Raw genomic sequence first — 22,982 nt, forward strand, 5'->3', positions numbered from 1 at the left:
GCCCCTTTTCCGTTTAATAGCACAAGTATAAACCACTAAAGTTGATGGCTTATGAACACCCTACCTGTCAACTGGCTTACCGAAGGACTCCTGGACTTTGAGTATAAGAAGTACCTGCTGCTGGCTTACCTGCAGGCCGCTAAAGGCGAATTCGCCAAGCAGCGCCTCTACCCTATCTTCTCAGACCTGATCATGCACTACCGCAACCTGCTGCAGGTGAAGGAGCACAAGCAACTGGTGTACGAGAAGTTTCCGCAGCGCATCAGCCGCGCCGACTTTGAGAAGCTGGAGCTGGTGTATGAGAAGATCGTGCAGGACGATGAGACCATGGAGCAGATAGAGGAGATCATCCAATACGCCACCCCGCTCTTTAGCCAAACCCTGGAGGAAGGAAAGGAGCTGTATGATTTTGTGGAACGCCACCTGGACATCAGCCCCGTAGGCATCACCCCCATCTACCACAACGAGGGCTACCTTTTCCTGGAGTACGCCCCCGTAAAGGAAACGCAAGTATACCTATACAACATCACGGTGTTTGAGAACACCTACGAGAAGTACAGGGGCATTAACACCAGGCACCTGCAAACCGTGCGGCGCGGCCTCACCCTAACGCACGAGCACCTCAAGGCCCGTTTGATCAAGGAGCGAAAGGAGCTGCCCAACCCTGCCACCTTCGCCGCCGTGTCCAGGTTTCCGGTGCCGCTGGAGCAGTCGTTGCTGCCCATTGCCAAGCGCTCTCTGGTGAAGTACGTTACCCGCCTTGCCGCCTGAGGCTCCGGAGCGGCTTCCTCAGAAGAAAACTTACTCAAAATTTACACATTCCGGAAAAAGCATTAATTTTGCGGTATCAGTAACAAGACGGAAACGTCTCGATTTTTAAAATTTATAGAGAAGAGGCGAGAGAATAGGCTCCCTGACCCTCTGGCAACCTCCTGAACAGTAAGGTGCCAAATCCTATCCCGGCCAATGGCTGGGGAATATAAATACAACGATGCCATGCAAATCTACCCACACACACCAGCACCATGTATCGCCAGCCGCTGTAACGCCACAGCCCTGGTAGCCATTACCAACACTGCCCGCAACCCAAAGGGCTGTTGTTGTTGCTGTTGGATGTGCTAGGTCAGCACCTTTCCCTTTGCTTTAGGCCTGGTTACCCCCACAGCCACACTGCAAGCAACAATTTCAGGGCATTCTTTTTGCTGCTTTGCCGGTACCGGCAAGGCAGGATCATAATTAATGGGATTTTTGAAAGGTCCCGGGTTCATTCCGAATTTATACTAAAAACAAATATGGATCTATCACAGGAACTACTTTCCAGGCTGGATTCGCTGCGCGCAATGCTGGCTGGTTTACCGGCCGCAGAAGGGCTGAGCCGGCTGGTGCAGGAGTTTGACGGCAGCATCGCCTTCTCCTCCAGCCTCGGCGTAGAGGACCAGTTGGTGACGCACCACATCTTTGAGCAGGATCTGCCGATACGCGTGTTCACGCTGGACACAGGGCGCCTTTTTAACGAGAGCTACACGCTGCTGCACAAGACCAACAACCACTACGGCAAAAAGATCGAGGTATACTTTCCGAAGCACGAGGCTGTGGAGCAGCTGGTGAACACGAAAGGGCCGATGAGCTTTTACAACTCGATCGACGACCGTAAGGAGTGCTGCTACATCCGCAAGGTAGAGCCCCTGAACCGCGCCCTGCAAGGGGTGCAGGTATGGGTAACCGGCATCCGTGCCGACCAGTCCGGGGCACGCCAGGACCTGCAGCTGCTGGAATGGGACGAGGCCCATCAGCTCATCAAGTATAACCCACTGCTGGATTATACTTTGGAGCAGGTGCAAGCCGAGGTGAAGGCGCTGCACATCCCTTACAACCCGCTGCACGACAAAGGCTTTGTTAGCATTGGCTGCGCCCCCTGCACGCGTGCCATTCAGCCGGGCGAGGATTTCCGCGCCGGCCGCTGGTGGTGGGAAGACAACTCCAAAAAGGAGTGCGGCCTGCACGCTAGATAAGTTAGAAAGTTTAGGAGTTAGAGAGTTAGAGAGTTAGAAAGTTGGGGAGTTTAGGGGTTAGAGAGTTCGGGAGTTATTGATACCGAACAACTAATAACTAACAACCAATAACGAACAACAATATGACAAAAAGATACTTGGATTACCTCGATCAGCTGGAGGCGGAGGCTATCCACATCATGCGCGAGGTAGCGGGGCAATTTGAAAAGCCGGCGCTTCTTTTCTCAGGAGGCAAAGACTCTATCACCCTGGTACGCCTGGCGGAGAAGGCGTTTCGGCCGGGCAAGTTCCCGTTCCCGCTCGTGCACATTGACACGGGCCACAACTTCCCGGAAGCGATACGCTACCGCGATGAGCTGGCCGAGCGCCTGGGCGAGAAACTGATCGTGCGCAACGTGGAGGACACCATTAAGCGCAAAAACCTGTCGGAGCCCACGGGCCGCTACGCCAGCCGCAACGCCCTGCAAACCCACACCCTGCTGGAGACCATTGAGGAGTTCGGCTTCGACGCCTGCATCGGCGGCGCCCGCCGCGACGAGGAGAAAGCCCGCGCCAAGGAACGCATCTTCTCGGTGCGTGACGAGTTTGGCCAGTGGGACCCGAAACGCCAGCGCCCGGAGCTGTGGAACATCTACAACGGCCGCATTCACAAAGGCGAGAACGTGCGTGTGTTCCCGATCTCCAACTGGACGGAGCTGGACGTATGGAACTACATCAAGCGCGAAGGCATCGCGTTGCCAAACATCTACTACACCCACGAGCGCGAATGCCTGGTGCGCGACGGCAAGCTGATGGCCTGGTCTGACTTTATCTACCAGGAGCCGGACGATGTGGTGGTGACAAAGCAGGTGCGCTTCCGAACGGTGGGCGATATGACCTGCACGGCCGCCGTGGAGTCTGTGGCCTATGACATTGACGCCGTGATCGCGGAGATTCTGGAATCAAAGATAAGTGAGCGTGGCGCCACCCGCATCGACGACAAGCTGTCGGAGACGGCCATGGAAGACCGTAAGAAAGGAGGATACTTTTAAGATGGATATACTACGATTTATAACTGCCGGCAACGTAGACGACGGCAAGAGCACCCTGATCGGACGCCTGCTCTTCGACACCAAGCAGATCTTTGCCGACCAGCTGGAGGCCATTGAAAGCTCCGGCCGCCTGAACGAAGACGGGCAGGTAGACCTTTCCTTGCTGACGGACGGCCTGAAGGCGGAGCGCGAGCAGGGCATCACCATTGATGTGGCTTACAAGTACTTCTCCACGGAGAAGCGCAAGTTCATCATCGCCGATGCCCCGGGGCACATCCAATATACCCGCAACATGGTGACGGGGGCCTCTAACTCCAACCTGTCCATCATACTTGTGGATGCCCGCAAGGGAGTGCAGGAGCAGACGCGCCGTCACTCCATCATCTCCTCGCTGCTGGGCATCCCGCACCTGGTGATCTGTATCAACAAAATGGACCTGGTAGGGTATGATGAGCAGGTATACAACCAGATTGTGGAGGACTACAAGCAGTTCGCGAAAAAGCTGAAGTCTAAGGACATTACGTTTATACCGGTAAGCGCCCTGAAAGGCGACAACATTGTGGAAGGCTCTGAGCTGACCATGCCGTGGTACCAGGGCCCAAGCCTGCTGGAGCACCTGGAGCAGGTGCCGGTGTCGCAGGACTTTAACCTGGAGGACTCGCGCTTCCCGGTGCAGTACGTGATTCGCCCGCTTACGGCCGAACACCACGATTACCGCGGCTATGCCGGTAAGGTAATCAGCGGCACCTACAAAGCCGGCGACAGGGTTACGGTGCAGCCGTCGGGCCAAACCACCACAGTTAAGTCTGTGGAACTTGGCGGCAAAGTACTGGAAGAAGCTTTCGCCCCTATGTCTGTTGTGTTGCAATTACAGGACGAAGTGGACATCAGCCGTGGCGATGTGATTGTGAAGGCTGCTGATGGCCTTGAGGTGGCACAGGAGTTTGAGGCCGAGGTTTGCTGGATGCACAACAAGGCCCTGAAGCCGGGCGCCAAGCTGCTGCTTCGCCACAACTCTACCGAGACGCGTTGCGTGGTGCGCCACATCGACTACAAGATCGACATCAACACGCTCGATCACCTGGAGGACGTGGACCAGATACAGCTCAACGACATCTGCCGCGTGCAGATCAAAACCGCTGCCCCACTCCTGCTGGATAAGTATGAGAATAACCGCTCTAACGGAGGCTTTATACTTGTGGACGAGACCTCTTTCGCCACGGTAGGGGCCGGCATGGTGGCTGAAATTGAATATTAACTGGAGACGCTCACAGGTCTGAAAGACACTGTGAGGTCATTATAAGAAGAAGCCGCTGCAGTTTATACTTGCAGCGGCTTCTTGCATTTATTTCTATACCTACTGTTTAGGCAGTGAAATAGGGCAGCCGGTTTGTAAAGGCGGACGTATAAACCTGAACTGCGCCAGTTACAACTTGGCTTCATTTAGCTACCCCGGCTAGGTTGCCACTAAACTTAGGGCATGGTTATCAGTTGCAGGTATAAGCTGCTGCAGCTTATACCTGCAACAGCTTTTGCTTGCTCAGCTAGCCTTCTAACTTTCTACTTCACCAGCTCATAAGTATAACTAATGGTAGCGGTTTTGTAAAGTATGGCCGCCACCGAGCAGTACTTGTCCATCGACAGCTGGATGGCCTGCTGCACTTTCAGCTCCTCCAACTCACCGCCAAGTATAAAATGCACGTGTATCTGCTTGAATAGCGAAGGCACCTCTCCCGGCACGCGCTCCGCTTTCACGTTAATTTTAAACGAATTGATCTGCTGGCGCTTCTTCTTCAGTATCTGGATAACGTCTATGGCGCTGCAGCCGCCAAGGCCCATGAGCAGCATTTCCATGGGGCGGGCGCCGGCGTTATGCCCCCCGATTTCCGGTGAGCCGTCTATATTGATTTCCACTCCTGAGGCACCAGTGGCCACAAAGTGAAAGTCCTCGTCTACGCGTGTAAGGTTTACTTCCATGTGTTTTTGTTAATGTACCAGCAAGCTATGCCTGCAGGTGGTGTAAGATTACATTTTACTCCTTAGCAAGTTTAAACACTGCCTGAATCAAGGTTGCGGAGACAATCTAATATCCCCTCAAACAACGAGCAACTATAAATGACAACTATCAGACCCGCTCCAGGGCCTGCTTTACGTCCGAAATGATGTCGTGTATACTCTCCAGGCCTACCGATACACGCACCAGGCCCGGAGTTATACCGGTGGCAGCACGTTCCTCTTCCTTTAGTTTGGAGTGGGTGGTTGAGGCAGGATGAGTTACAATGGTGCGGGTATCGCCAAGATTAGCACTGATGCTGGCCATCTGCAGGTTGTCAATAAAGCGCTTCGCCGCCTCATAGCCGCCTTTTACCTCCAGCGTTACAATGCCCCCGCCCTGGCGCATCTGCTTTTTAGCTAACTCATACTGCGGAAACGACGGCAGGAACGGGTAGTTTACCTTCTCCAGCGCCGGGTTTCCTTCCAGGGCTTCTGCCAGCTTTAGCGCGTTCTCGCAGTGCTTCTCCACCCGCAGCTGCAGCGTCTCCAGGCTTTTAGACAACACCCACGCATTGAACGGCGACATGGCCGGCCCGGTGTGGCGGGCAAAATACCTTATCTGGGTGATAAGGTCTTTACGGCCCACGGCAATGCCCCCCAGCACGCGGCCCTGCCCGTCGATGTACTTGGTGGCCGAGTGCAACACCAGGTCGGCGCCAAAGTCCGTGGGGTTCTGCAGCACAGGCGTGGCGAAGCAGTTGTCCACCACCAGCAGCAGGTTATGCTTGCGCTTCAGCTCGCCCAGCCACTCCAGGTCTATCAGTTCCAGCCCAGGGTTGGATGGCGTCTCGATCAGGATAAGTTTGGTGGCCGGCGTAATCAGGTCCTCCCACGCTTCCGGCTTACTGGCATCCGCGTAAGTATAGGAAATGCCCCACTTCGGGAAAATGTTGGTGAGCAGCTGGTGCGTGGACCCGAACAGCGAGCGGCATGCCAGCACATGGTCTCCGGACTGCAGCAGGGCGCCCAGACTGCCAAAAATAGCGCCCATGCCCGAGGCAAAGGCAAAGCCTTCCTCCGCTTTCTCCAGGTAGCACATCTTCTCCAGCAGCTCGTCTACGTTTGGGTTGGCGTAGCGGGAGTATACCTGCCCCTGCTCCTCCTCGGCAAACACGGCACGCGCCTGCTCGGCATCCTCAAACACAAAACTGGAGGTCAGGTATAACGGCACCGAGTGCTCGCGGTAATGAGACCGCTGCGTCTGGAGGCGAATCGCTCCGGTAGAATTATCGCTCATGAACGGTAGTTTTCTGGTTAGATAAGGTATTGTATGTTAGTTCGAATCAAATTTACAGGATGTAAGAACGGAGAAGATGATGCGGCCCGTCAGAGCCTGCTCAGTTAGCCTCCCCATACTTACATCATTTTTAATGCTCCCCTTAAAAAGGCAGTGCCATCACGATCAACCGTAGGCTGACAATAATCACCACGATGCCCACAATGATCATCATGGTTTTGACAGGCAGCCTGCGGGCCAACATGGCTCCAATCGGCGCCGAAATGGAACCACCAAGTATAAGGCCCAGGATCACCTGCCAATGCGAAATACCCGCAAAGGCCACGAAGGTGGCCGAGCTGGCGATAGACACGAAAAACTCGGCCAGGTTCACGGAGCCAATGGTATACATGGGGTTGCGGCCCTTGGCAATGAGCGTGGAAGACACGATGGGCCCCCAGCCGCCCCCGCCGATGGCATCCAAAAAGCCTCCGGCCGTGGCCAGGAAACCTAGTTTCTTCACAGGCTTTTTCTTTACCTTTTTGCGCAGCACCTTCCGCAGGATCAGGATGCCCAGCACCAACGTGTAGGCAGCTACTACAGGCTTGATGATGTACAGGTACTCCTCAAAGGTAAAGAGCAGGTAGGCGCCAAGTATAGCGCCCAGCACCCCCGGCAGCACAATGCTCTTAAACAGCTTGCTGTTGACATTCCTGAACTTCAGGTGCATCCAGCCCGACACGCCCGAGGTAAAGATCTCCGAAGCGTGCACGCTGGCACTGGCCGCCACCGGACTTACGCCAAAGCTTAGCAGGAAGGTGGTGGCACTCACGCCGTAGGCCATGCCCAGGGCACCGTCTATGAGCTGCGCCACAAAGCCGGCAAGTATAAAGATGAGGATGTCAGAGTCAACCTGCGCGGCTACATCCATCGCCACATTCCCGATGGTTTGCAGCGGGATGTAAGTGAACAACAGGTGGCCGGTTACCATCAGGGCAACGGCTGCGAACAGCATCACCAGCACCGAGGTCAGATTATACCTGGACTTCTTCGGCGGCACAGGCGCCACCAAGCCTTCCGTGAGGGCGTTCAGCTGCTTTACCTTCTCCGCAAAATCCCCGTTCAGCTGCGCCCGTATCTTGCCCATCTTGCCCAGCACCTGGTCAATCTCCTCCGGAAAGGCCTCGTTCAGCACCTCTTTCACGCGCTTGGCCACCGTAGGCGATTTGCCGTTGGTGGAGATGCCCAGCTTCAGGCTTCCCTTCTGCACCACCGACCCCAGGTAAAAATCGCACTGCTGCGGCGTGTCCGCCACATTCGCCAGTATCTTCCGGGACTTGGCCAGGTCGCGGATAGCCTTGTTCAGGATAGGGTCATCCGTAGCGATCAGCACCAGGTCTCTCCCCGCCAGGTCCTCCTCCTCAAACTCCCGCACCACCAGCTCCACCTGCGCATGCTTTGCCGCCAAGGCCCAGATCGCAGCGTTGATCTCCGGAGCCACTAGCCGCACCGGCGCCTGCGGGCTATTGGCCAGTATGGCCGTAAGCTTCTCCAGCCCCACGGCCCCACCGCCCACCACTAAGGTTTGCAGCTCCTCCAGCTTCAGAAAAACCGGGAACAGCGGGTTAGCCGCAGCTGTTGCCTCCGTTGCTGCAGGGGTTATACTTATACTTTCTCCTTGAGAACTATCCATTTATACTTTAGTTCTAATTGACTTATACTTCCACTGCGGCCAACTCCTGTTGCTGTTGCAGGGCAAGGGTGTAGCGCAAGGCGGGATGGTAGCTCACCACCTCCCCGATGACAATGATGGCCGGTGCGCCCACTTGCTGCGCGGCCACCCGCTCCACAATGTTGTCCACGTTGCCTAGCGCGACTTTCTCATCCGGCAGAGAGCCGTTCTGAATCACGGCTACTGGGGTATCAGCTTTACCGGCGGCAGTGTATATCTCGGCTATCTGCCGCAATTTACTCACTCCCATCAGAATTATCACGGTGGCGTTGGACTGGGCTGCCAAATTTACGTCTGCGGAAATCTCCCCGGAGCTGGTCGTGCCTGTTATCACCCAAAAGCTCTCGTTCACGCCACGGATGGTGAGCGGAACCTGCTGCAGCTCCGGCACGGCAATGGAACTGGAGATGCCCGGCACTACGGCGGTCTCGATATTAAACTTATCCGCGTGCGCGAGCTCCTCGTAGCCACGGCCAAACACAAAGGAGTCGCCGCCTTTCAGGCGCACCACATGCCCGTAAGTATAGGCGGAGTCTATGATGAGGTTGTTGATCTCGTCCTGCTTGAGGTGGTGCGCACCTGCCCGCTTGCCCACATAGATTTTAGGCACATCCGCTGGTGCGTACTGCAGCAGTCCTGGGTTCACGAGCGCGTCATACAACACCACGTCCGCCTGTTGCAGCGCCTTCACGCCTTTGAGGGTGATCAGTTCCTCGTCGCCGGGGCCTGCGCCAACCAGCGTGAGTCTGGGCAGTTTATACTTTGCCACTACCTGCTGAGCAGTATTTCTTATTTCTTTTCTTCTGGATGCCATCTTTTTTGAATTTTGAATGTGTGAATGCAAGAATGTGTGAATAGGGTATGGGATAACCAGGTTTTATACTTCCCTGGAAATGCACGTCATCATACATTCACGAGTTTCTCTTGTCTGTAGCGGCTTGCCTCCTGCAAAAACAGCAGGGCCTGGTTCAGGTAGTCTTTGGCAAAGGCCTCGCCCGGTTCATTCTGGTTGATCTGCAGCACCTTGCGCTTGAAGTCTGTCCCGAAGGTGAAGATGCCCGTCGCAACGAAGTTTTTGTCAAACTCCTCCATGATGCTGTGCTGGGTGTTGGTGCTCACGTTTTTGTCGAGCAGCAAGGCTTTGGCTGTACTGATGAAGGCGGCGTAGCCATAGTAGACCGCATCGGCATACCGCTGCCCTTCCAGGGCCTCCCCCGCCCACTCCAACTTTTCATCCGCCTCATACAGCAGCGTCGCCACCAGGTCGATCATCACGCCGGCACACTCGCCCACCCCAATCGCAGGCTGAAATCCATCCTGGTGCCCCCAGTCAACGAAGTCCTCCGGTGTTAGCGTCGTCAGGTCTGTCAGGGGCTTGAGCAACTGGTAAAAGTAGTCTTTGCCGTTGCGGTCGTAGTAGGCGTTAAAGTTCTCCCCATCCTGCCCGTTTGCTTTGTAGTCGTTCAGCACGAAGCGTAGCACCTCCGGCCCTCTTTTGCTGGGCACCTTCAGCAGCTTCTGCGCAATGCGGCCTTCGCCGTTCTGCACCGTACCACCGCCCAGCAACACCTGCAGGGCCGGCAGCACGCTTTTCCCGCTCTTGAGCGAGGCCCCATGAAAGCCCAGGTTCGCCATGCCATGCTGGCCGCAGGAGTTCATACAGCCGCTGATCTTAATCTTAAAGTCGGTGTTGAACAGCATCTCCGGGTACTCCGCCACAATTACCTGCTCCAGCACCTTGGTGATGTTGGTGCTGTTGGAGATGCCCAGGTTACAGGTGTCGGTGCCGGGGCAGGTGGTAATGTCAGCCACACTGTTAAAGCCGGGCTCGGCCAATCCCAATTCATCCAGTCGGGCAAAGACGTATGGCAATGCCTCTTGCCGCACATACTTGAGCAGCAGGTTCTGCCCCTGCGTCACACGCAATTCATCCGCTGCAAATCCGCGCACCAGCGGCACCAGCTTACGGGCTATGGTACTGCTAATGTCACCAATCTGCACTTTGATGTAGATGCCGTAAAAACCCTCCTGTTTCTGTTGGAACACATTCGTCTTTAACCACTTGTTATACTTGTCCGTGTCCTCGATCACGTAGTCTGGTATCTCTCCGGCTACAGGTGGCGCCGCATTGAAATCTATACTTGTATCAATCTCGAAGCTGTGTGATTTCAGGGCCTTGTGCTCCTCGTTTACCAAGCGCAGCACCTCCTCCAGCCCTAGCTTGGAGATGAGGTACTTAAACCTGGCCTTGTTGCGGTTGTTGCGCTCCCCGTACCGGTCGAAAATGCGCAGCACGCCCTCAATAAACGGGATCACCTTGTCCTCCGGCAGGAACTCAAAGGCCGTATGCGCCAGGGCCGGTTGTGCGCCCAGCCCACCGCCAATCAGCACTTTAAACCCACGCGCGCCATCCACCACTTTCGGGATAAAGCCCAGGTCGTGCATGTAGGACATGGCGGTGTCGGAGTCGCTGGAGGAGAAGGACATCTTAAACTTGCGGCCCATTTCCTGGCAGATCGGGTTGCGCAGGAAATAGCGGAACGTGGCATCGGCGTAAGGCGACACATCAAAAGGCTCGTTTGGGTCGATGCCCGCCTCCGGCGAGGCCGTGACATTACGCACGGTGTTACCACAGGCCTCGCGCAGCGTAATGTCATCCTGCTCCAGCTTGGCCCACAGCTCGGGGGTTCTATCCAGGCTCACGAAGTGGATCTGGATGTCCTGGCGTGTGGTCAGGTGTAAATTGCCGGTAGAGTACTCGTCGGAGATATCGGCGATGCGTAGGAGCTGCTGCGTGGTCAGTCTCCCGAAAGGCAGCTTGATGCGCACCATCTGCACCCCCAGCTGTCGCTGGCCATACACGCCCCGGGCCAGGCGCAGGCTCTTGAACTTGTCTTCCTGCAGTTTGCCTTCGCGGTACAGCCGGATCTTTTTCTCCAGCTCTATAATGTCTTTTTCTACTAATGGATTTTCTATCTCTGTTCTGAAGCTTTGCATGCTGATTATAAGTATAGGTTGCCGCGAGAGCGACAGGATGAAAAAATATATAAAGAAGCAGGGCGCGGCCAGGAGTGGCTGCGCTGCACAAGAGGCTATAAGCTTAGGGGTAACCTAACAGGCGCGCATGCCCAGGCACTGCTGACAACAGCAGCACATAACCTGAGGCATCGTGTACATTTCAGCAACAGCCAGCGCTGCTGCAGTGGTTAAGTATAAATCGGAAAGAATTGCTGCTGTTGGCATTTGGGTATTGCTATGCGCTGCAGGAGCGGCAGAAGTACAGGCATACCTGCTGCGGCTACGAGCGCGGATAAAAGAAACAGCCTAAGGAGCTGCGTCAGGAGCAGCTATCAACTATAGGCCAGGAAAAAGGCAGGATTTCCTTAACAGGAACAACAGCAACAACAACAGCACATCGCGGCAGGAGCGGTGGCAGAAAAGGAAGCAAAGCGGTTTTGGGAAATGATGCTTCCGAATGCAGGGATGTTTTTTGTTGCGTTCATGGTTTCTTAATTTATATTTTCCCTTTGCTGGGCAGGATGTGGCACCTTTCCAAAGCGGATGGTTGCCAGAGGGTCACGGAGCCTGTTCTCTCGCCTCTTCGTCTATAAATTTCTTGCGGGTAGCAATACTATTCGCTACAAATGTACGAAGAGATCCCAATAAAACAGACACAGCCCCATTTTTTTGTATCCTTGCCCCCGGATCTATGCGGTTTCGGCTTTCAACAGGCGTATTTTAAGAAGCTAAAACATCCTGCCTCTGCTCGAGGCAGCGCCAGCAAAGCGAGCTTTCAAAGCACCTGTAACTCTAGAAACAAAGTAGAAAAGCACTGATGCAATTTAGCCACCGCAGTCCCAGCGAAGAACCAGCACTGAGCCCAAAATGACTGCCAGGGCAGCCCATGTGGCAAAACTAGCGGCCCTAAATTGCACACTGTTTCCTGCCCTGGAGGCCTTCTCCCGACCAAGCCGGGCTTTCTACCTACCAACAGCTTATCGGCCGGCCGGGCCTATTCATATAGAAATGCCGTGCATTGGTATATTCTGTTTTAGCAGTATAGATTTGCGGCTTTACTTTGTAGCGTGAAGTATTAGAAAAGCGAGTATGAAGACCTCTACCAAGACTAAAGCAACGTACCACCTGAACGCATAAACTATGAAGAAGCATTTACTATTGATCCTGCTGGGTTTAAGCACCACGGCAGGATGGGCGCAGGCACCGCAGCAGGCAGGCCCACAGCAGCAACAGGCCACCATGCCTACCCCAAAGGGCAATGCCAAGATCAGCGGGGTGGTGCTGGATGCCGCCACCAAACAGCCCATTGAGTTTGCCACTGTGGCGTTGATTAACCTGAGCACCGGCAAAGCCATTGATGGCACCATGGCCGATGAGAAGGGGCGCTTTACGCTGCAAAAAGTAGCGGCCGGCAAGTATAAACTGAATGTGTCTTTTCTGGGATACCAGCAGCAGGCGGTAGAGAACGTGAGCATCAGCTCCGATAATGCCGAAGTAAACGTGGGCACTATCTCCCTGGCCTCCGATGCCCAGAAACTGAGCGAGGTGGTGATTACCGGGGAGAAGCCGCTGGTAGAGGAGAAAATCGACCGCACCGTGTACAACGCCGAGAAGGATATTACCAACACGGGCGGCAACGCCGCTGACGTACTGCAAAAAGTACCGTCGCTGAGCGTAGACACCGACGGCAACGTGCAGCTGCGCGGCAGCGGCAATGTGCGCGTGCTCATCAACAACAAGCCTTCCTCTATCATGGCGGGCAGTGTGTCGGATGCGCTAAAGCAAATCCCGGCAGACATGATCAAGTCGGTGGAGGTGATCACCAGCCCATCTGCCAAGTATGACGCCGAGGGTACCGCCGGTATCATCAACATCATCACTAAAAAAGACAGTGGCCTGGAGGGTGTGAGCGGCTCTGTGTCGGCCACCGCAGGTACGCGTGCCAGCAATGGCAATGCCAGCCTGAACGTGCGCCGCGGTAAACTGGGCATCAACGCCAACGCCAGCGGTGTGCACTTCTACAACCACGGCGACATGAGCAACATCACCACCTTCAACAGCGAGGGCGAGGTGCAGAACAGGCGCGAGCAGTACGGCGACACCAAGATCCGCGGTGCGTTCATGAATGCTCAGCTTGGCTTTGATTATGACATCAACGCCAAGAACAGCCTTTCAGGCAGCGTGCGCCGCAACGGTGGCGAGTTTAAGATGCAGAACGACCAGACGCAGCGCTTTACCGAGAACGGCGTGGAAAACCCGACTTATACGTTCAACACCGACATCCAGAACCGCAACAAGCGCCTGGGCACCGACCTGAACCTGGATTACATCCACACATTCAGCAAGCCGGGCCATGAGTTGGCGTTGCTGTCGCAGTACACCATGACGGACACCGACACCCGCAACTACCAGGACCGCTATACGGAGGGTGAGGATCCGTTCTTCCTGCAGCGCAACACCAACGACGGGGCCAACAACGAGCTTACCTTCCAGGCCGATTACGTGCAGCCGTTCGAGAACAAGACCACGCTGGAGATTGGCGCTAAAACCATCTTCCGGGATGTAAAAAGCGATGGCTTCTATCGTGATATCATGACGGCGGAAAACGCGATGGCCATGAGCAACCTTAACTTTGACTACGCTCAGGATGTGTACGCTTCCTACTTTACCTATGGTTTTGCCGTAAAGAAGCTCAACTTTAAGGTAGGCGCGCGCTTTGAACAGACCGAGATCGACGGAGACTATTCTCAGGTGCTTGAAAGCGGAAACACAGAAAGAGAGACTTACTCCGACAGCTACAACAACCTGATCCCGAGCATCGCTTTGTCCTATACGCTAAAGGAGAAGCATACGCTGAAGGCTAACTTCACGCAGCGTATCCAGCGCCCATCGCTGTTCTTCCTGAACCCGTTCGACCAGGAGCAGGCACCGGGTACCATTGTGCGCGGCAACCCTTACCTGGACGCAGAACTGACGAACCTCTACGAGTTTGGCTACAGCACTTACTTTAAGACGGCCTCTATCAGCGCCAACCTGTACATGCGCGAGACAGACAACGCCATTGAGACAGTGCCGGACCTGGAGGGCGATAACACGATCCTGACCTTTGCCAACGTGGCTAAGAACAAGACCTACGGCATGAGCCTTTTCGGTAACGTCAAGCCGGTTAAAGCCTGGTCGATCGGAGGTAGCTCCAACATTTACTACGTGGACCTGAAGAGCTCGCTGTATGAGAACAGCGGCTGGATGTACAACATCAACGGTAACTCCTCTTACGACTTCGGCAAGGGCTTCAGCGCACAGTTCAACGCGGGCTTCAACTCACGCAGGATACAGCTGCAGGGCAAGTTTGCCTCCTTCTCTTACCATGCCCTGGCCTTTAAGAAAGAACTGTTTGACGGCAAAGGCGGCCTGAGCTTGGGTATGGATAACCCCTTCCGCAAGAGCATGAAGATGAACAACGATGTGGAGGCTCTTGACTTCACGCAGCGCATGCGCATTAACAACTACAACCGCGGTTTCAGGCTCACCTTCGACTACCGCTTCGGTAAGATGGAGAAACAGAAGATGCCGCGCCGCAAGCGCAGCATCCGCAATGACGACACCAAGCAAGGCGACGGCAACGGCGGAGCCGGTGGCATCTAAGCCTTACAAAGCATAGACTACTACTTACTACCCAGTGTTCCGGAAATCCACGCCTGCCATGGCGGGGATTTCTTTTTTAAGCGGTTGCTTTGTTTTTTGGTGAAGGTAGGCCGCAGTACGGGCAGAATTGCTAAACTTGCAGCATGGCATTGTCTTTAAAATCAGATACCCTGCGCAACTGGGTTATTCGCTATATCTTCTTTTTTCTGGGGCTGATTTTATTCGGCCTCGGTATTGCCATTGCCGTAAAGGTGCAGCACCTGGGCCTGCACCCCTGGGATGTGCTGAATGTTGCCCTCTCCGACAAGTTCGGCTGGAGCATCGGCACCTGGAGCGTGATTGTGGGCATGGTGGTCATATTCTCCTCGCTGCTGGTCAGCAGGAAGTATATCAACATCGGCACGTTTCTGAATGCGCTGCTCATAGGCCCCTTCATGGACTTTTTCCTTTGGCTCGATTTTCTGCCGGAGGCAACCTATACCTGGCTTGATTATGTGTGGCTGTTGTTCGCGATCCTGATCATCGGCACGGCAGGAGGCTTGTATGTGGCGGGCGGCATCGGCGCCGGTCCCCGCGACGGCTTCATGCTTACCATTGCCGACCGGACCAGCCTGTCGGTGAGCAAGGCCCGGATGATCGTAGAAAGCATGGTGCTGGTGGTGGGTTTCTTGCTGGGCGGGCCGATCCACGTGGTTACGTTCCTGTACACACTCATCCTAAGCCCGGTCTTCCAGGTATCCATGGGTGTGTTCGTAAAACTGCGGGAGGCTCTAAGTGAGGAGCGGCCAGAGGAAGTGAAGGTATAAAGCCCTCTAAAAGCGAAAAAGCAGCCAGTTGGCTGCTTTTTTTGTTACTTCAGGGTTTCGTAAAGCTTTTTCGACTTCACGTGCAGTGAAAACCAGTCGTAGTTATTACGCAGCATGTTAAAGTTGCTCCCCTCTACCACGCCGTTCACCCCTTTCTTGGAGAGCGCACTGGCAATCACCTCGTCTTCAACCACAAAGGAATCAACCACCAGGCCCCCGTTCACGAAAGAGCAAGCAAGTCCTTTGTTCTCTGGCTTGTACAGTAATGTGTTACTTTTCTTCAATCCGCTCTCGATTCTTTCTAGATCTTTCATAGTAATATTGTTTCAAAGGGATATACAAGCTACAGAAGCTTATAGTTCAAATATAGAGTAGAATATCACAAACATTTTTTTGAAATGGGTGAACAGCTCCAGAAATAATGTGAATGAACCTCTGATAGATTCAATTCGAGTTTTGCTATACTGTAGTTATGGGATTAAGTTTTTCGGGTGCGGGAAGATGTTTCAGCTCAACCCTATGGCTGGATATGCCACGCCATGCCAAGCAGCTGGACGTCAAACACTTTTATACCCTGTTAAGCTTATGTTATATTCTGAGGGGCACAAAAAAAGGTAGAAGAAACTTCTACCCCTTTCCCTGGAGATAAACTCTTTCGCTCGTGAGAGCGGCATGTCTTATTTTTCCTGTGAGAAGAGCCACTGCAACAGCTCCGGCTCCTGGAAGGCATAGTCCCAGCTGTTGTGGTTCACGCCCGGGTACACCGTCAGCTTTACGTCGCCGCCGGCCTTTTCTATGGCTCCGGCCATTACCCTGGAGTGCTCCACCGGCACTACGCTGTCCTCCTCGCCATGGAAGACCCAGATGCTCTCTACCTTTTTGGCATACTTGCGGGCTGTTTCAGAGGCTCCGCCGCCACAGATTGGGAAGGCGGCGGCAAAGGTTTTGGGCCGGCGCCACAACAGTTCAAAGGTACCCATGCCCCCCATCGAGAGGCCGCCCAGGTATATCCTGTCCTTCTCCACACTGCCGCTCTTGCGCAATTTCTTCAGCAGGCCCAGCAGCGCATCCATGGCCTTGGTAGGCTCCCCGCCCGCCCGGAAGTTAAAGGTGCGCTTGCCGCTCTCTCCTGTCACAATATCCACATTCGACCAGTAGCTGTCTTTGGGGCACTGCGGAAAAACCACAATGGCCGGGTACTGCTCCTGTTCCTCCAGAAAGCGGCTGGCCCCATACACCAGCTGCGACTCGTTGTCATTGCCGCGCTCGCCGGCTCCGTGCAGCACCAGCACCAGCGGATATTTTTCCTTCGGATCGAAGTTATTCGGGTAAAGGATACGGTAAGGCAGCGTGTCGTTGCCCTGCACATAAACTTTACGCTGGTATGCGTCCAGCTCGCCCTGCGCCTGCGTGCTTATACTTGCCAGCAGCAAGGGCAGCAGCGCCAGCAAAAGTTGTGTATACTTTGTCATGTCGAGGTTCTTATACTCCATAGTTGGTCCCTACTTCACTTTCACCACCTTGGTTCGTTTACTGATTCCGTTTTCATTAAAGGCCTCTACCTGAAAGTAGTAGGCGGGGTTTACGTTCAGCGCATTCAGTTTATAGGCGCTGTCTTGATAGATCAAGACCGAGCTGTAGAGTTTATCGGGCGCAATGCCATAGTACAGGTGGTAGCCCTGCGCCCCTCTTACCGGCTGCCACGCCAGTTTTGCCTGTCGCCTGTCGGTGGCCCTGCTTACGCTGAACCGGGCCGGTGTGGCGGGACTTTTACCAGCGCCTTTCCCAAAAACCCGCAGCCCCGAGATGGCCAGGTGGGGCGTTGGTACATGGTGATTGGTGAACCTGATGTAGCGCGCCTTCTGCGGCTGCGGCAACTCTACGTACTCGTTTGGCACATCCCCGCGGTGATCCCTTTTATCTACCAGCGCCTTCCAGTTCTTCCCGTCCAGGGAGTACTCCAGCAGGTACTGGTGGTAGAGCGTGTCCGGTTTTCCGAAGATGTTGGACTTGTGGTCGTGGTAATTGAGCTGCACGGCCCTTACCTCGCTCACCTGCTCCAGGTCCACCTCCAGCCACTCGCCGGGCTTGTTTGTCCGGGCCACCCAAAAGCTTTTTATACTTTCGTCCACCACGTTTTCAGGAGTAAAGTCCCCCTGTACGGAAGAGGCCTTCACAGGCTTGTTGTAAGAGAGCAGCATCCAGCCGGTAAAGAGGCTCTGGCGGTCCTTGTTATCCGGTGAGGGCAAATAGTGCGGGTAATCGCCGTAGGCGGTGTTGGCGTAGAGCTGCCCGTCCTGGTCGAAGCCTGCGGGAAATTGCCCGATGCGGCGCTCAAAGTTAAAGTTCACCCCGATCACCATTGTTCCGTAATGCCACCACTTGCCCCAGGGGTCCTGCACGGTGCTGCCATGGCCCGTCCCCCTGATAAAGCCGCCGGGCTTGTAGGAGAAAGGGCTGTACTCCTGGTAAGTAAAAGGGCCAAGCGGCGCGTCTGAAGTATAAACCCCATCCGCGTATACATTCCATTCCGTGCCGGGCGCGGCATACTGCAGGTAATAGGTGTCCTTATACTTGGTCATCCAGGCCCCTTCCAGGTAACCGGCCGTCGCGGTGTCGGAGTGGTTCTCCCCAAAGCGCTCCCAGCCATGCTGCCCCGGATGAAGGGTAATGAGCTTTTTGTTCTCGCCGGCAGGCAGAAAGTAGTGCCTTGGATTTAGCTCTAGCCCCTGCAGCGGCTGCGTGTTGGAGGACTCATGGTACAAGTATACTTTGCCATCGTCATCCACAAAAAGCGCCGGGTCGTGCAGCGTCAGCGGCAGCACAGACGGCACTCCCCGCCAGGTGCCTACCTTGGGGTTACCGGTATAGATAACAGACTGCGCCGATGCCGGATTCCCCAGTGCCAGCAGGATAGAGTCACCCATAGGCCAGGCCCCCGGCGCATTGGAGGACTCAAAATACCAGCTCTGCGGCCTGATGAACTGCCAGCTGCGCAGGTCTTTGGAGTGCCAGTAGCCCTGGGAGCGGGTGACAAACATATAATACTCGCCCCTGAAAGGCACCACGGCAGGGTCGGCGCCTGAGAGAAAGGACAGGCCCCGGCTGGCATGCACCACGCTGTAAGTATAGTCTATGTTGATGGGGTTGCAATAGGTCTGCTGCCCCTGCGCCAGGGTATAAAAAGACAGCATCCAAAGCACCAGCCCCGCCAGTAGCGCTTTCGGCCGTCTCCCGGTTTTCATACTTTTGATATTCTTGCGGTCATACTTCATCTTTGTTGTCAAGAAGTCACTCCCCTACGCCTGTACCTCCAGCCCCGTATCTACGGGAGGCAACGCATGAGCCATTGCCATGGCTGCTGTGGACTTCAACGAGCCGCTGCGCGCCACACCGCTTCCTGTCTCCCTACCCTTCCCCGCTGCCGCAGTGGTATAGCCACACCGGCAGGGGTATGGCGGGAGCGCTCCAAACTACACAGTTTGCTTATTATGTTTAGTAAGTTCCTTTGTATGGTAAGTCGATGCGCTTGTAGGGCACGTTCTTGAGCGGGATCTGGAGCCCGTTGGTCGCCTCCAGCCAGTTCCACATCTCCGCCTTTAGCTCTCCGGCAAGCTTCGCGTACTCCGGGTCCCGGATCAGGTTGTTCATCTCCTCCGGATCCTGCTGTATGTCGTAGAGTTCGTTGATGTCCCAGACGCCGTGGTTGTAGATGTACTTGTACCTATCGGTGCGGATGCCGAAAATAGTGGGCGTTTGCGGAAAAGCCCACTCCCAGTAATACTCATAAAAGATCTTGTCGCGCCACGGCACTTTCTGGCGCTGCAACAGCGGCAGAAAGGAGTTACCCTGCATCTGCGCCGGTTTTTCCATGCCTGCCAGTTCCATAATGGTGGGGGCGATGTCCACGTTGAGCACCATCTGTTCCACCTTGGTGCCGGGTTTGATCAGGCCGGGCGCGCGCGCCAGCAAAGGCACCCGGATAGAGGCCTCATACATGTCGCGCTTGTCGATCAGGCCCAGCTCCCCGAACTGAAAGCCGTTGTCGCCCATGTAAATGACGAGCGTGTTCTTATCCAGCCCCTCCTTCTTGAGCCAGTCCAGCACGCGGCCAATGCTTTCGTCCACGCTCAGCAGGGTTTCCAGGTATTGACGGTAAAAGTTATCGAACGGAATAGCACCGTCGTACATGCCATCCACGCCGTGCCAGCTGTTGCGCTGCGCCTTTACCCACTTGGGGATGTCGCGCACGTTTACCGGCCCCTGCGGCTCCTGCACCTTGCCGTAGCGCTTGCTCGAATCGGTGGCAGTGAGGTACATGGATGGCGGGCTCACGATCTCAATGTCTTTATACTTGCCCTCATGGCGCTTAGCCGGCATGAACTCGGCATGCACCCCCTTGTGCGAGAGGTAGGCGAAAAAAGGCTTGCTTTTATCACGCTTCTGCAGCCACTCCAGCGTGTAATCGGTGAGCAGGTCGGTCGTATAACTATCTTCCGGCTGTTTCACCTCCTGGCCATCAATGTTGAAGGTAGGGCTATAGTACTCGCCCTGGCCCTTGAAGCTTACCCATTTGTTAAAACCCGGCTGCGGCTCATCGTCGGTGTTGCCCATGTGCCACTTGCCAAAGAAGCCGGTCTGGTAGCCCTGCTTCTGCAGGTACTGCGGGAAAAAGATGAGCCCCTCGGGCAGCGGTGCGCTGTTGTCCACTATCTGGTGGGTGTGGGCGTACTGGCCGGTGAGGATGGAGGCGCGGCTGGGCGAGCAGAGCGAGGTGGTGACAAACGCATTCTGCAGGTGCGCGCCCTCTTTGGCCATCCGGTCCATGTTGGGTGTTTCCAGCTCCGGCACCTTGTTCATAAAACCCATGAAATCGTAGCGGTGATCGTCACTAAGTATAAAGATGACGTTCATGGGCTTGGCCTGCTTCTTTATCTGGGCCTGTGCCGCAGGTAGCCACAGCAGCAGCGCCAGTATACTTGCCAGCCACTTTCTGTGCAGGTATAAGTTCATCATGGTGTGTTGTTAAGGTATACAAGAGTGAGGTTGTGGCGCCGCCGGCCTTAGAGGTCCGGCAGCACCAACTCACCTAACCAATTATGGTGTCACGGTAAAGCTGGCCTCCTGCACGTCGCGGGAGTTGGTGCCAACAAATACCTTAAATTCTCCTGGCTCCAGCACGCGCTCCAGGTCGTTGTTGTAGAACTTCAGATCGTCCGGGGTGATGGTGAAGGTCACGGTTTGGCTGCCGCCTTTCTTCAGGTTGATCTTCTGAAAGCCCTTCAGCTCCTTTACCGGGCGTGTGATGCTGGCCACCACGTCCTGGATGTAGAGCTGCACCACTTCCTCGCCATCGTAGTTGCCGGTGTTCCGCACCTGCACGCTTACCTCCAGGTTCTCGCTGGGGCTGATGCTGGTCTTGCTCAACTGCGGTTTGGAGTAGTTGAAGGTGGTATAGCTCAACCCGTAGCCGAAGGGGTACAGCGGCTCGTTGGTCACGTCCATGTAGCGGGTGGTGTACTTGTTGAGCAGGTCTCCGTTGAAGGGGCGACCCGTGTTTCGGTGTGCGTAGTACAGCGGAATCTGGCCCACCACCTGCGGGAAGGTAGCGGTTAGCTTACCTGACGGGTTGTAGTTACCGAACAGCACATCGGCAATAGCGTTCCCGGCCTCGGTGCCGGCAAACCAGGTCTCCAGCATAGCATCCGCATTCTGGTCTTCCCAGGTCAGGGTTAACGGGCGGCCGTTCATCAGCACCACCACCAGCGGCTTGCCGGTTTTCTTCAGCGCCATCAGCAGCTCCTGCTGTTTGCCGGGCAGGCCAATGGAGGCGCGGCTGGCAGCCTCCCCGCTCATGCCCTGCGACTCCCCTACCACGGCCACGATCACATCCGATTTCTGCGCCACTTTCACGGCCTCGGCAATCAACTGCTCGGAGGTGCGGTTGTCGAGCTGCAGTTCGCCGCCGTGGGCATTCAGGCGCTTGATCATCTGCTCATCGTCGGTGATGTTGGCGCCTTTAGCATAGTTGATCTTGATGCCGTTCCCTGCCACATTCTTTATACCTTGTTCTACCGACACGGCCTGTTTCCAATCGCCGGCGCCGCTCCAGTTACCGATCAGGTCGCGCTGGTTGTTAGCCAGTGGGCCAATCAGCGCAATGGTGCCGGATTTTTTCAGCGGCAGCGTCTGCTTGCTGTTTTTCAGGAGCACCATGCTTTTGCGGGCGATCTCGCGGGCGGCCTCGCGGTACTCCGGTTTCATGATGGTGTTTTTGGCACGCTGCTCTTCTGCATAGCGGTATGGGTCCTCAAACAGGCCCAATTTATACTTTGCCTCCAGGATACGCCGCGCCGCTGTGTTGATGTCCTCCTCGGTCACGTTGCCTGCTGCTACGGCCTGCTTCAGGTGCTTGAGGAACACTTCGCCTACCATGTCCATGTCCACGCCAGCCTCCAGGGCCAGCTCGGCCACTTTGGCCTCATCTCCCACGCCGTGCGCGATCATCTCGTTGATGGCCGTATAGTCCGTCACCACAAACCCGTCGAAGCCCCACTGCTCGCGCAGCAGCTCGGTCATCAGCCAGCGGTTGCCGGTGGCCGGCACCCCGTTGATGTCGTTGAAAGAGGTCATCACACTGCCTGCACCGGCGTCTATGGCTGCCTTGTAGGGCGGCAGGTACTCGTTGAACATGCGGTTAAGGCTCATGTCCACCGTATTGTAATCGCGGCCAGCCTCGGAGGCTCCGTACAGGGCAAAGTGTTTTACGGTGGCCATTACGGTATTTTCCTTTGTCAGGTCATCGCCCTGGTAGCCGCGCACCATGGCACGGGCTATCTTGGACCCCAGGTAGGGATCTTCTCCGGCGCCTTCCGCTACACGGCCCCAGCGTGGGTCGCGGGCAATATCCACCATCGGCGAGAACACCCAGTTCAGGCCATCGGCAGAGGCTTCGTCGGCGGCGATGCGGGCACTGCGCTCCACAGCCTCCATGTCCCAACTCGCCGAAAGGCCCAGCGGGATCGGGAAAATGGTGCGGTGCCCGTGGATTACGTCATACCCGAACAAGAGCGGGATTTTAAGGCGCGTGTTGTTGACGGCAAACTCCTGCAGCTTGCGGGCGGCAACCGGCGTGTAGGTATTGAATACGCCGCCCACATTGCCCTTGCGGATATTTTCGTCCACGTTCTGGCTTACCACCGGCCCCGTCACATCGAAGCCCACCGACACCAGGTTCAGCTGCCCGATCTTCTCATCCAGCGTCATCTGGCTCAGGAGGCTGTCCACAAACTGGCGCATGCGTGGGTCTGCTGTGTTGCTTGCCACAGCTGTTGGTTTTGCCTGTTCCATGGTTTCGGATTGCGTTGCGGTGGTGCCTTGTTGGGCTGTGTTACACTGCGTGCTCATTAACCCGATAGACATTACGAAGGCTGTGCGTATGATTCGTTTCATGTATACTACGTTTAG

General features: G+C 55.4%; 16 protein-coding genes and 2 riboswitches. Of the genes, 6 read left to right on the forward strand and 10 right to left on the reverse strand.

What is annotated here, in order from left to right; translation table 11 throughout:
* Positions 1–51: 51 nt before the first annotated feature.
* The 4 genes from PXG97_RS08620 (at position 52) to PXG97_RS08635 (ending at position 4,301) form a co-directional block, all read left to right on the forward strand.
* Positions 52–771, forward strand: a complete 720-nt coding sequence (locus tag PXG97_RS08620; protein ID WP_276497354.1) for a hypothetical protein — start codon at positions 52–54, stop codon at positions 769–771.
* Between the two features lie 109 nt (positions 772–880).
* A riboswitch (SAM riboswitch) is annotated at positions 881–986 on the forward strand.
* 306 nt (positions 987–1,292) lie between these two features.
* Positions 1,293–2,012, forward strand: coding sequence for a phosphoadenylyl-sulfate reductase (locus PXG97_RS08625; protein ID WP_276497355.1), 720 nt, complete (start codon positions 1,293–1,295; stop codon positions 2,010–2,012).
* A gap of 122 nt (positions 2,013–2,134) precedes the next feature.
* A complete protein-coding gene (gene cysD, locus PXG97_RS08630; RefSeq protein WP_276497356.1) occupies positions 2,135–3,043 on the forward strand; it encodes a sulfate adenylyltransferase subunit CysD in 909 nt (302 codons plus the stop codon).
* A gap of 1 nt (position 3,044) precedes the next feature.
* Positions 3,045–4,301, forward strand: coding sequence for a sulfate adenylyltransferase subunit 1 (locus PXG97_RS08635; protein ID WP_276497357.1), 1,257 nt, complete (start codon positions 3,045–3,047; stop codon positions 4,299–4,301).
* 302 nt (positions 4,302–4,603) lie between these two features.
* Here PXG97_RS08635 and PXG97_RS08640 read toward each other — a convergent pair whose 3' ends face one another.
* The 5 genes from PXG97_RS08640 to PXG97_RS08660 form a co-directional block, all read right to left on the reverse strand.
* Entirely contained in the window at positions 4,604–5,020 is a 417-nt protein-coding gene (locus PXG97_RS08640) for an OsmC family protein (protein ID WP_276497358.1), read from the reverse strand.
* Positions 5,021–5,168: 148 nt separating this feature from the next.
* The gene (locus PXG97_RS08645; RefSeq protein WP_276497359.1) at positions 5,169–6,335 is read right to left on the reverse strand and encodes a trans-sulfuration enzyme family protein; all 1,167 of its coding nucleotides are present in this window, start codon (positions 6,333–6,335) and stop codon (positions 5,169–5,171) included.
* Positions 6,336–6,477: 142 nt separating this feature from the next.
* Positions 6,478–8,007 (reverse strand): TSUP family transporter, encoded by a 1,530-nt coding sequence (locus PXG97_RS08650; protein WP_276497360.1) that lies wholly within the window; start codon positions 8,005–8,007, stop codon positions 6,478–6,480.
* 22 nt (positions 8,008–8,029) lie between these two features.
* The gene (gene cobA / locus PXG97_RS08655; protein WP_276497361.1) at positions 8,030–8,860 is read right to left on the reverse strand and encodes a uroporphyrinogen-III C-methyltransferase; all 831 of its coding nucleotides are present in this window, start codon (positions 8,858–8,860) and stop codon (positions 8,030–8,032) included.
* Positions 8,861–8,949: 89 nt separating this feature from the next.
* Positions 8,950–11,043, reverse strand: coding sequence for a HEPN domain-containing protein (locus tag PXG97_RS08660; RefSeq protein ID WP_276497362.1), 2,094 nt, complete (start codon positions 11,041–11,043; stop codon positions 8,950–8,952).
* 514 nt (positions 11,044–11,557) lie between these two features.
* A riboswitch (SAM riboswitch) is annotated at positions 11,558–11,660 on the reverse strand.
* 544 nt (positions 11,661–12,204) lie between these two features.
* On the opposite strand from PXG97_RS08660, the gene PXG97_RS08665 reads away from it, so the two are divergent.
* Both PXG97_RS08665 and PXG97_RS08670 read left to right on the forward strand, forming a co-directional pair.
* Positions 12,205–14,709 carry a TonB-dependent receptor gene (locus tag PXG97_RS08665; protein ID WP_276497363.1) on the forward strand — a complete coding sequence of 835 codons (2,505 nt, stop codon included), beginning with the start codon at positions 12,205–12,207 and terminating at the stop codon, positions 14,707–14,709.
* A 143-nt stretch (positions 14,710–14,852) separates the two neighbouring features.
* Positions 14,853–15,515, forward strand: a complete 663-nt coding sequence (locus PXG97_RS08670; RefSeq protein ID WP_276497364.1) for a YczE/YyaS/YitT family protein — start codon at positions 14,853–14,855, stop codon at positions 15,513–15,515.
* A gap of 44 nt (positions 15,516–15,559) precedes the next feature.
* Here PXG97_RS08670 and PXG97_RS08675 read toward each other — a convergent pair whose 3' ends face one another.
* The 5 genes from PXG97_RS08675 to bglX all read right to left on the reverse strand — a co-directional run bounded on the left by PXG97_RS08675 (position 15,560) and on the right by bglX (position 22,967).
* Entirely contained in the window at positions 15,560–15,829 is a 270-nt protein-coding gene (locus PXG97_RS08675) for a hypothetical protein (protein ID WP_276497365.1), read from the reverse strand.
* Between the two features lie 363 nt (positions 15,830–16,192).
* Positions 16,193–17,008: a carboxylesterase family protein gene (locus PXG97_RS08680; protein WP_276497366.1), complete on the reverse strand. Its 816-nt coding sequence runs from the start codon at positions 17,006–17,008 to the stop codon at positions 16,193–16,195.
* Positions 17,009–17,017: 9 nt separating this feature from the next.
* Positions 17,018–18,760, reverse strand: coding sequence for a family 43 glycosylhydrolase (locus PXG97_RS08685; protein WP_276497367.1), 1,743 nt, complete (start codon positions 18,758–18,760; stop codon positions 17,018–17,020).
* Positions 18,761–19,010: 250 nt separating this feature from the next.
* Entirely contained in the window at positions 19,011–20,531 is a 1,521-nt protein-coding gene (locus PXG97_RS08690) for a sulfatase family protein (protein WP_276497368.1), read from the reverse strand.
* 81 nt (positions 20,532–20,612) lie between these two features.
* Positions 20,613–22,967: a beta-glucosidase BglX gene (gene bglX / locus PXG97_RS08695; protein ID WP_276497369.1), complete on the reverse strand. Its 2,355-nt coding sequence runs from the start codon at positions 22,965–22,967 to the stop codon at positions 20,613–20,615.
* Positions 22,968–22,982: the final 15 nt, after the last annotated feature.

The sequence above is a fragment of the Pontibacter litorisediminis genome (assembly GCF_029360645.1).
GTDB classification, from domain to species: Bacteria; Bacteroidota; Bacteroidia; order Cytophagales; family Hymenobacteraceae; genus Pontibacter; species Pontibacter litorisediminis.

Coding starts and splice junctions, on each gene's coding strand:
- PXG97_RS08620 (WP_276497354.1), top strand. CDS start 52: ATGAACACCCTACCTGTCAACTGGCTTACCGAAGGACTCCTGGACTTT.
- PXG97_RS08625 (WP_276497355.1), top strand. CDS start 1,293: ATGGATCTATCACAGGAACTACTTTCCAGGCTGGATTCGCTGCGCGCA.
- cysD (WP_276497356.1), top strand. CDS start 2,135: ATGACAAAAAGATACTTGGATTACCTCGATCAGCTGGAGGCGGAGGCT.
- PXG97_RS08635 (WP_276497357.1), top strand. CDS start 3,045: ATGGATATACTACGATTTATAACTGCCGGCAACGTAGACGACGGCAAG.
- PXG97_RS08640 (WP_276497358.1), bottom strand. CDS start 5,020: ATGGAAGTAAACCTTACACGCGTAGACGAGGACTTTCACTTTGTGGCC.
- PXG97_RS08645 (WP_276497359.1), bottom strand. CDS start 6,335: ATGAGCGATAATTCTACCGGAGCGATTCGCCTCCAGACGCAGCGGTCT.
- PXG97_RS08650 (WP_276497360.1), bottom strand. CDS start 8,007: ATGGATAGTTCTCAAGGAGAAAGTATAAGTATAACCCCTGCAGCAACG.
- cobA (WP_276497361.1), bottom strand. CDS start 8,860: ATGGCATCCAGAAGAAAAGAAATAAGAAATACTGCTCAGCAGGTAGTG.
- PXG97_RS08660 (WP_276497362.1), bottom strand. CDS start 11,043: ATGCAAAGCTTCAGAACAGAGATAGAAAATCCATTAGTAGAAAAAGAC.
- PXG97_RS08665 (WP_276497363.1), top strand. CDS start 12,205: ATGAAGAAGCATTTACTATTGATCCTGCTGGGTTTAAGCACCACGGCA.
- PXG97_RS08670 (WP_276497364.1), top strand. CDS start 14,853: ATGGCATTGTCTTTAAAATCAGATACCCTGCGCAACTGGGTTATTCGC.
- PXG97_RS08675 (WP_276497365.1), bottom strand. CDS start 15,829: ATGAAAGATCTAGAAAGAATCGAGAGCGGATTGAAGAAAAGTAACACA.
- PXG97_RS08680 (WP_276497366.1), bottom strand. CDS start 17,008: ATGGAGTATAAGAACCTCGACATGACAAAGTATACACAACTTTTGCTG.
- PXG97_RS08685 (WP_276497367.1), bottom strand. CDS start 18,760: ATGAAAACCGGGAGACGGCCGAAAGCGCTACTGGCGGGGCTGGTGCTT.
- PXG97_RS08690 (WP_276497368.1), bottom strand. CDS start 20,531: ATGATGAACTTATACCTGCACAGAAAGTGGCTGGCAAGTATACTGGCG.
- bglX (WP_276497369.1), bottom strand. CDS start 22,967: ATGAAACGAATCATACGCACAGCCTTCGTAATGTCTATCGGGTTAATG.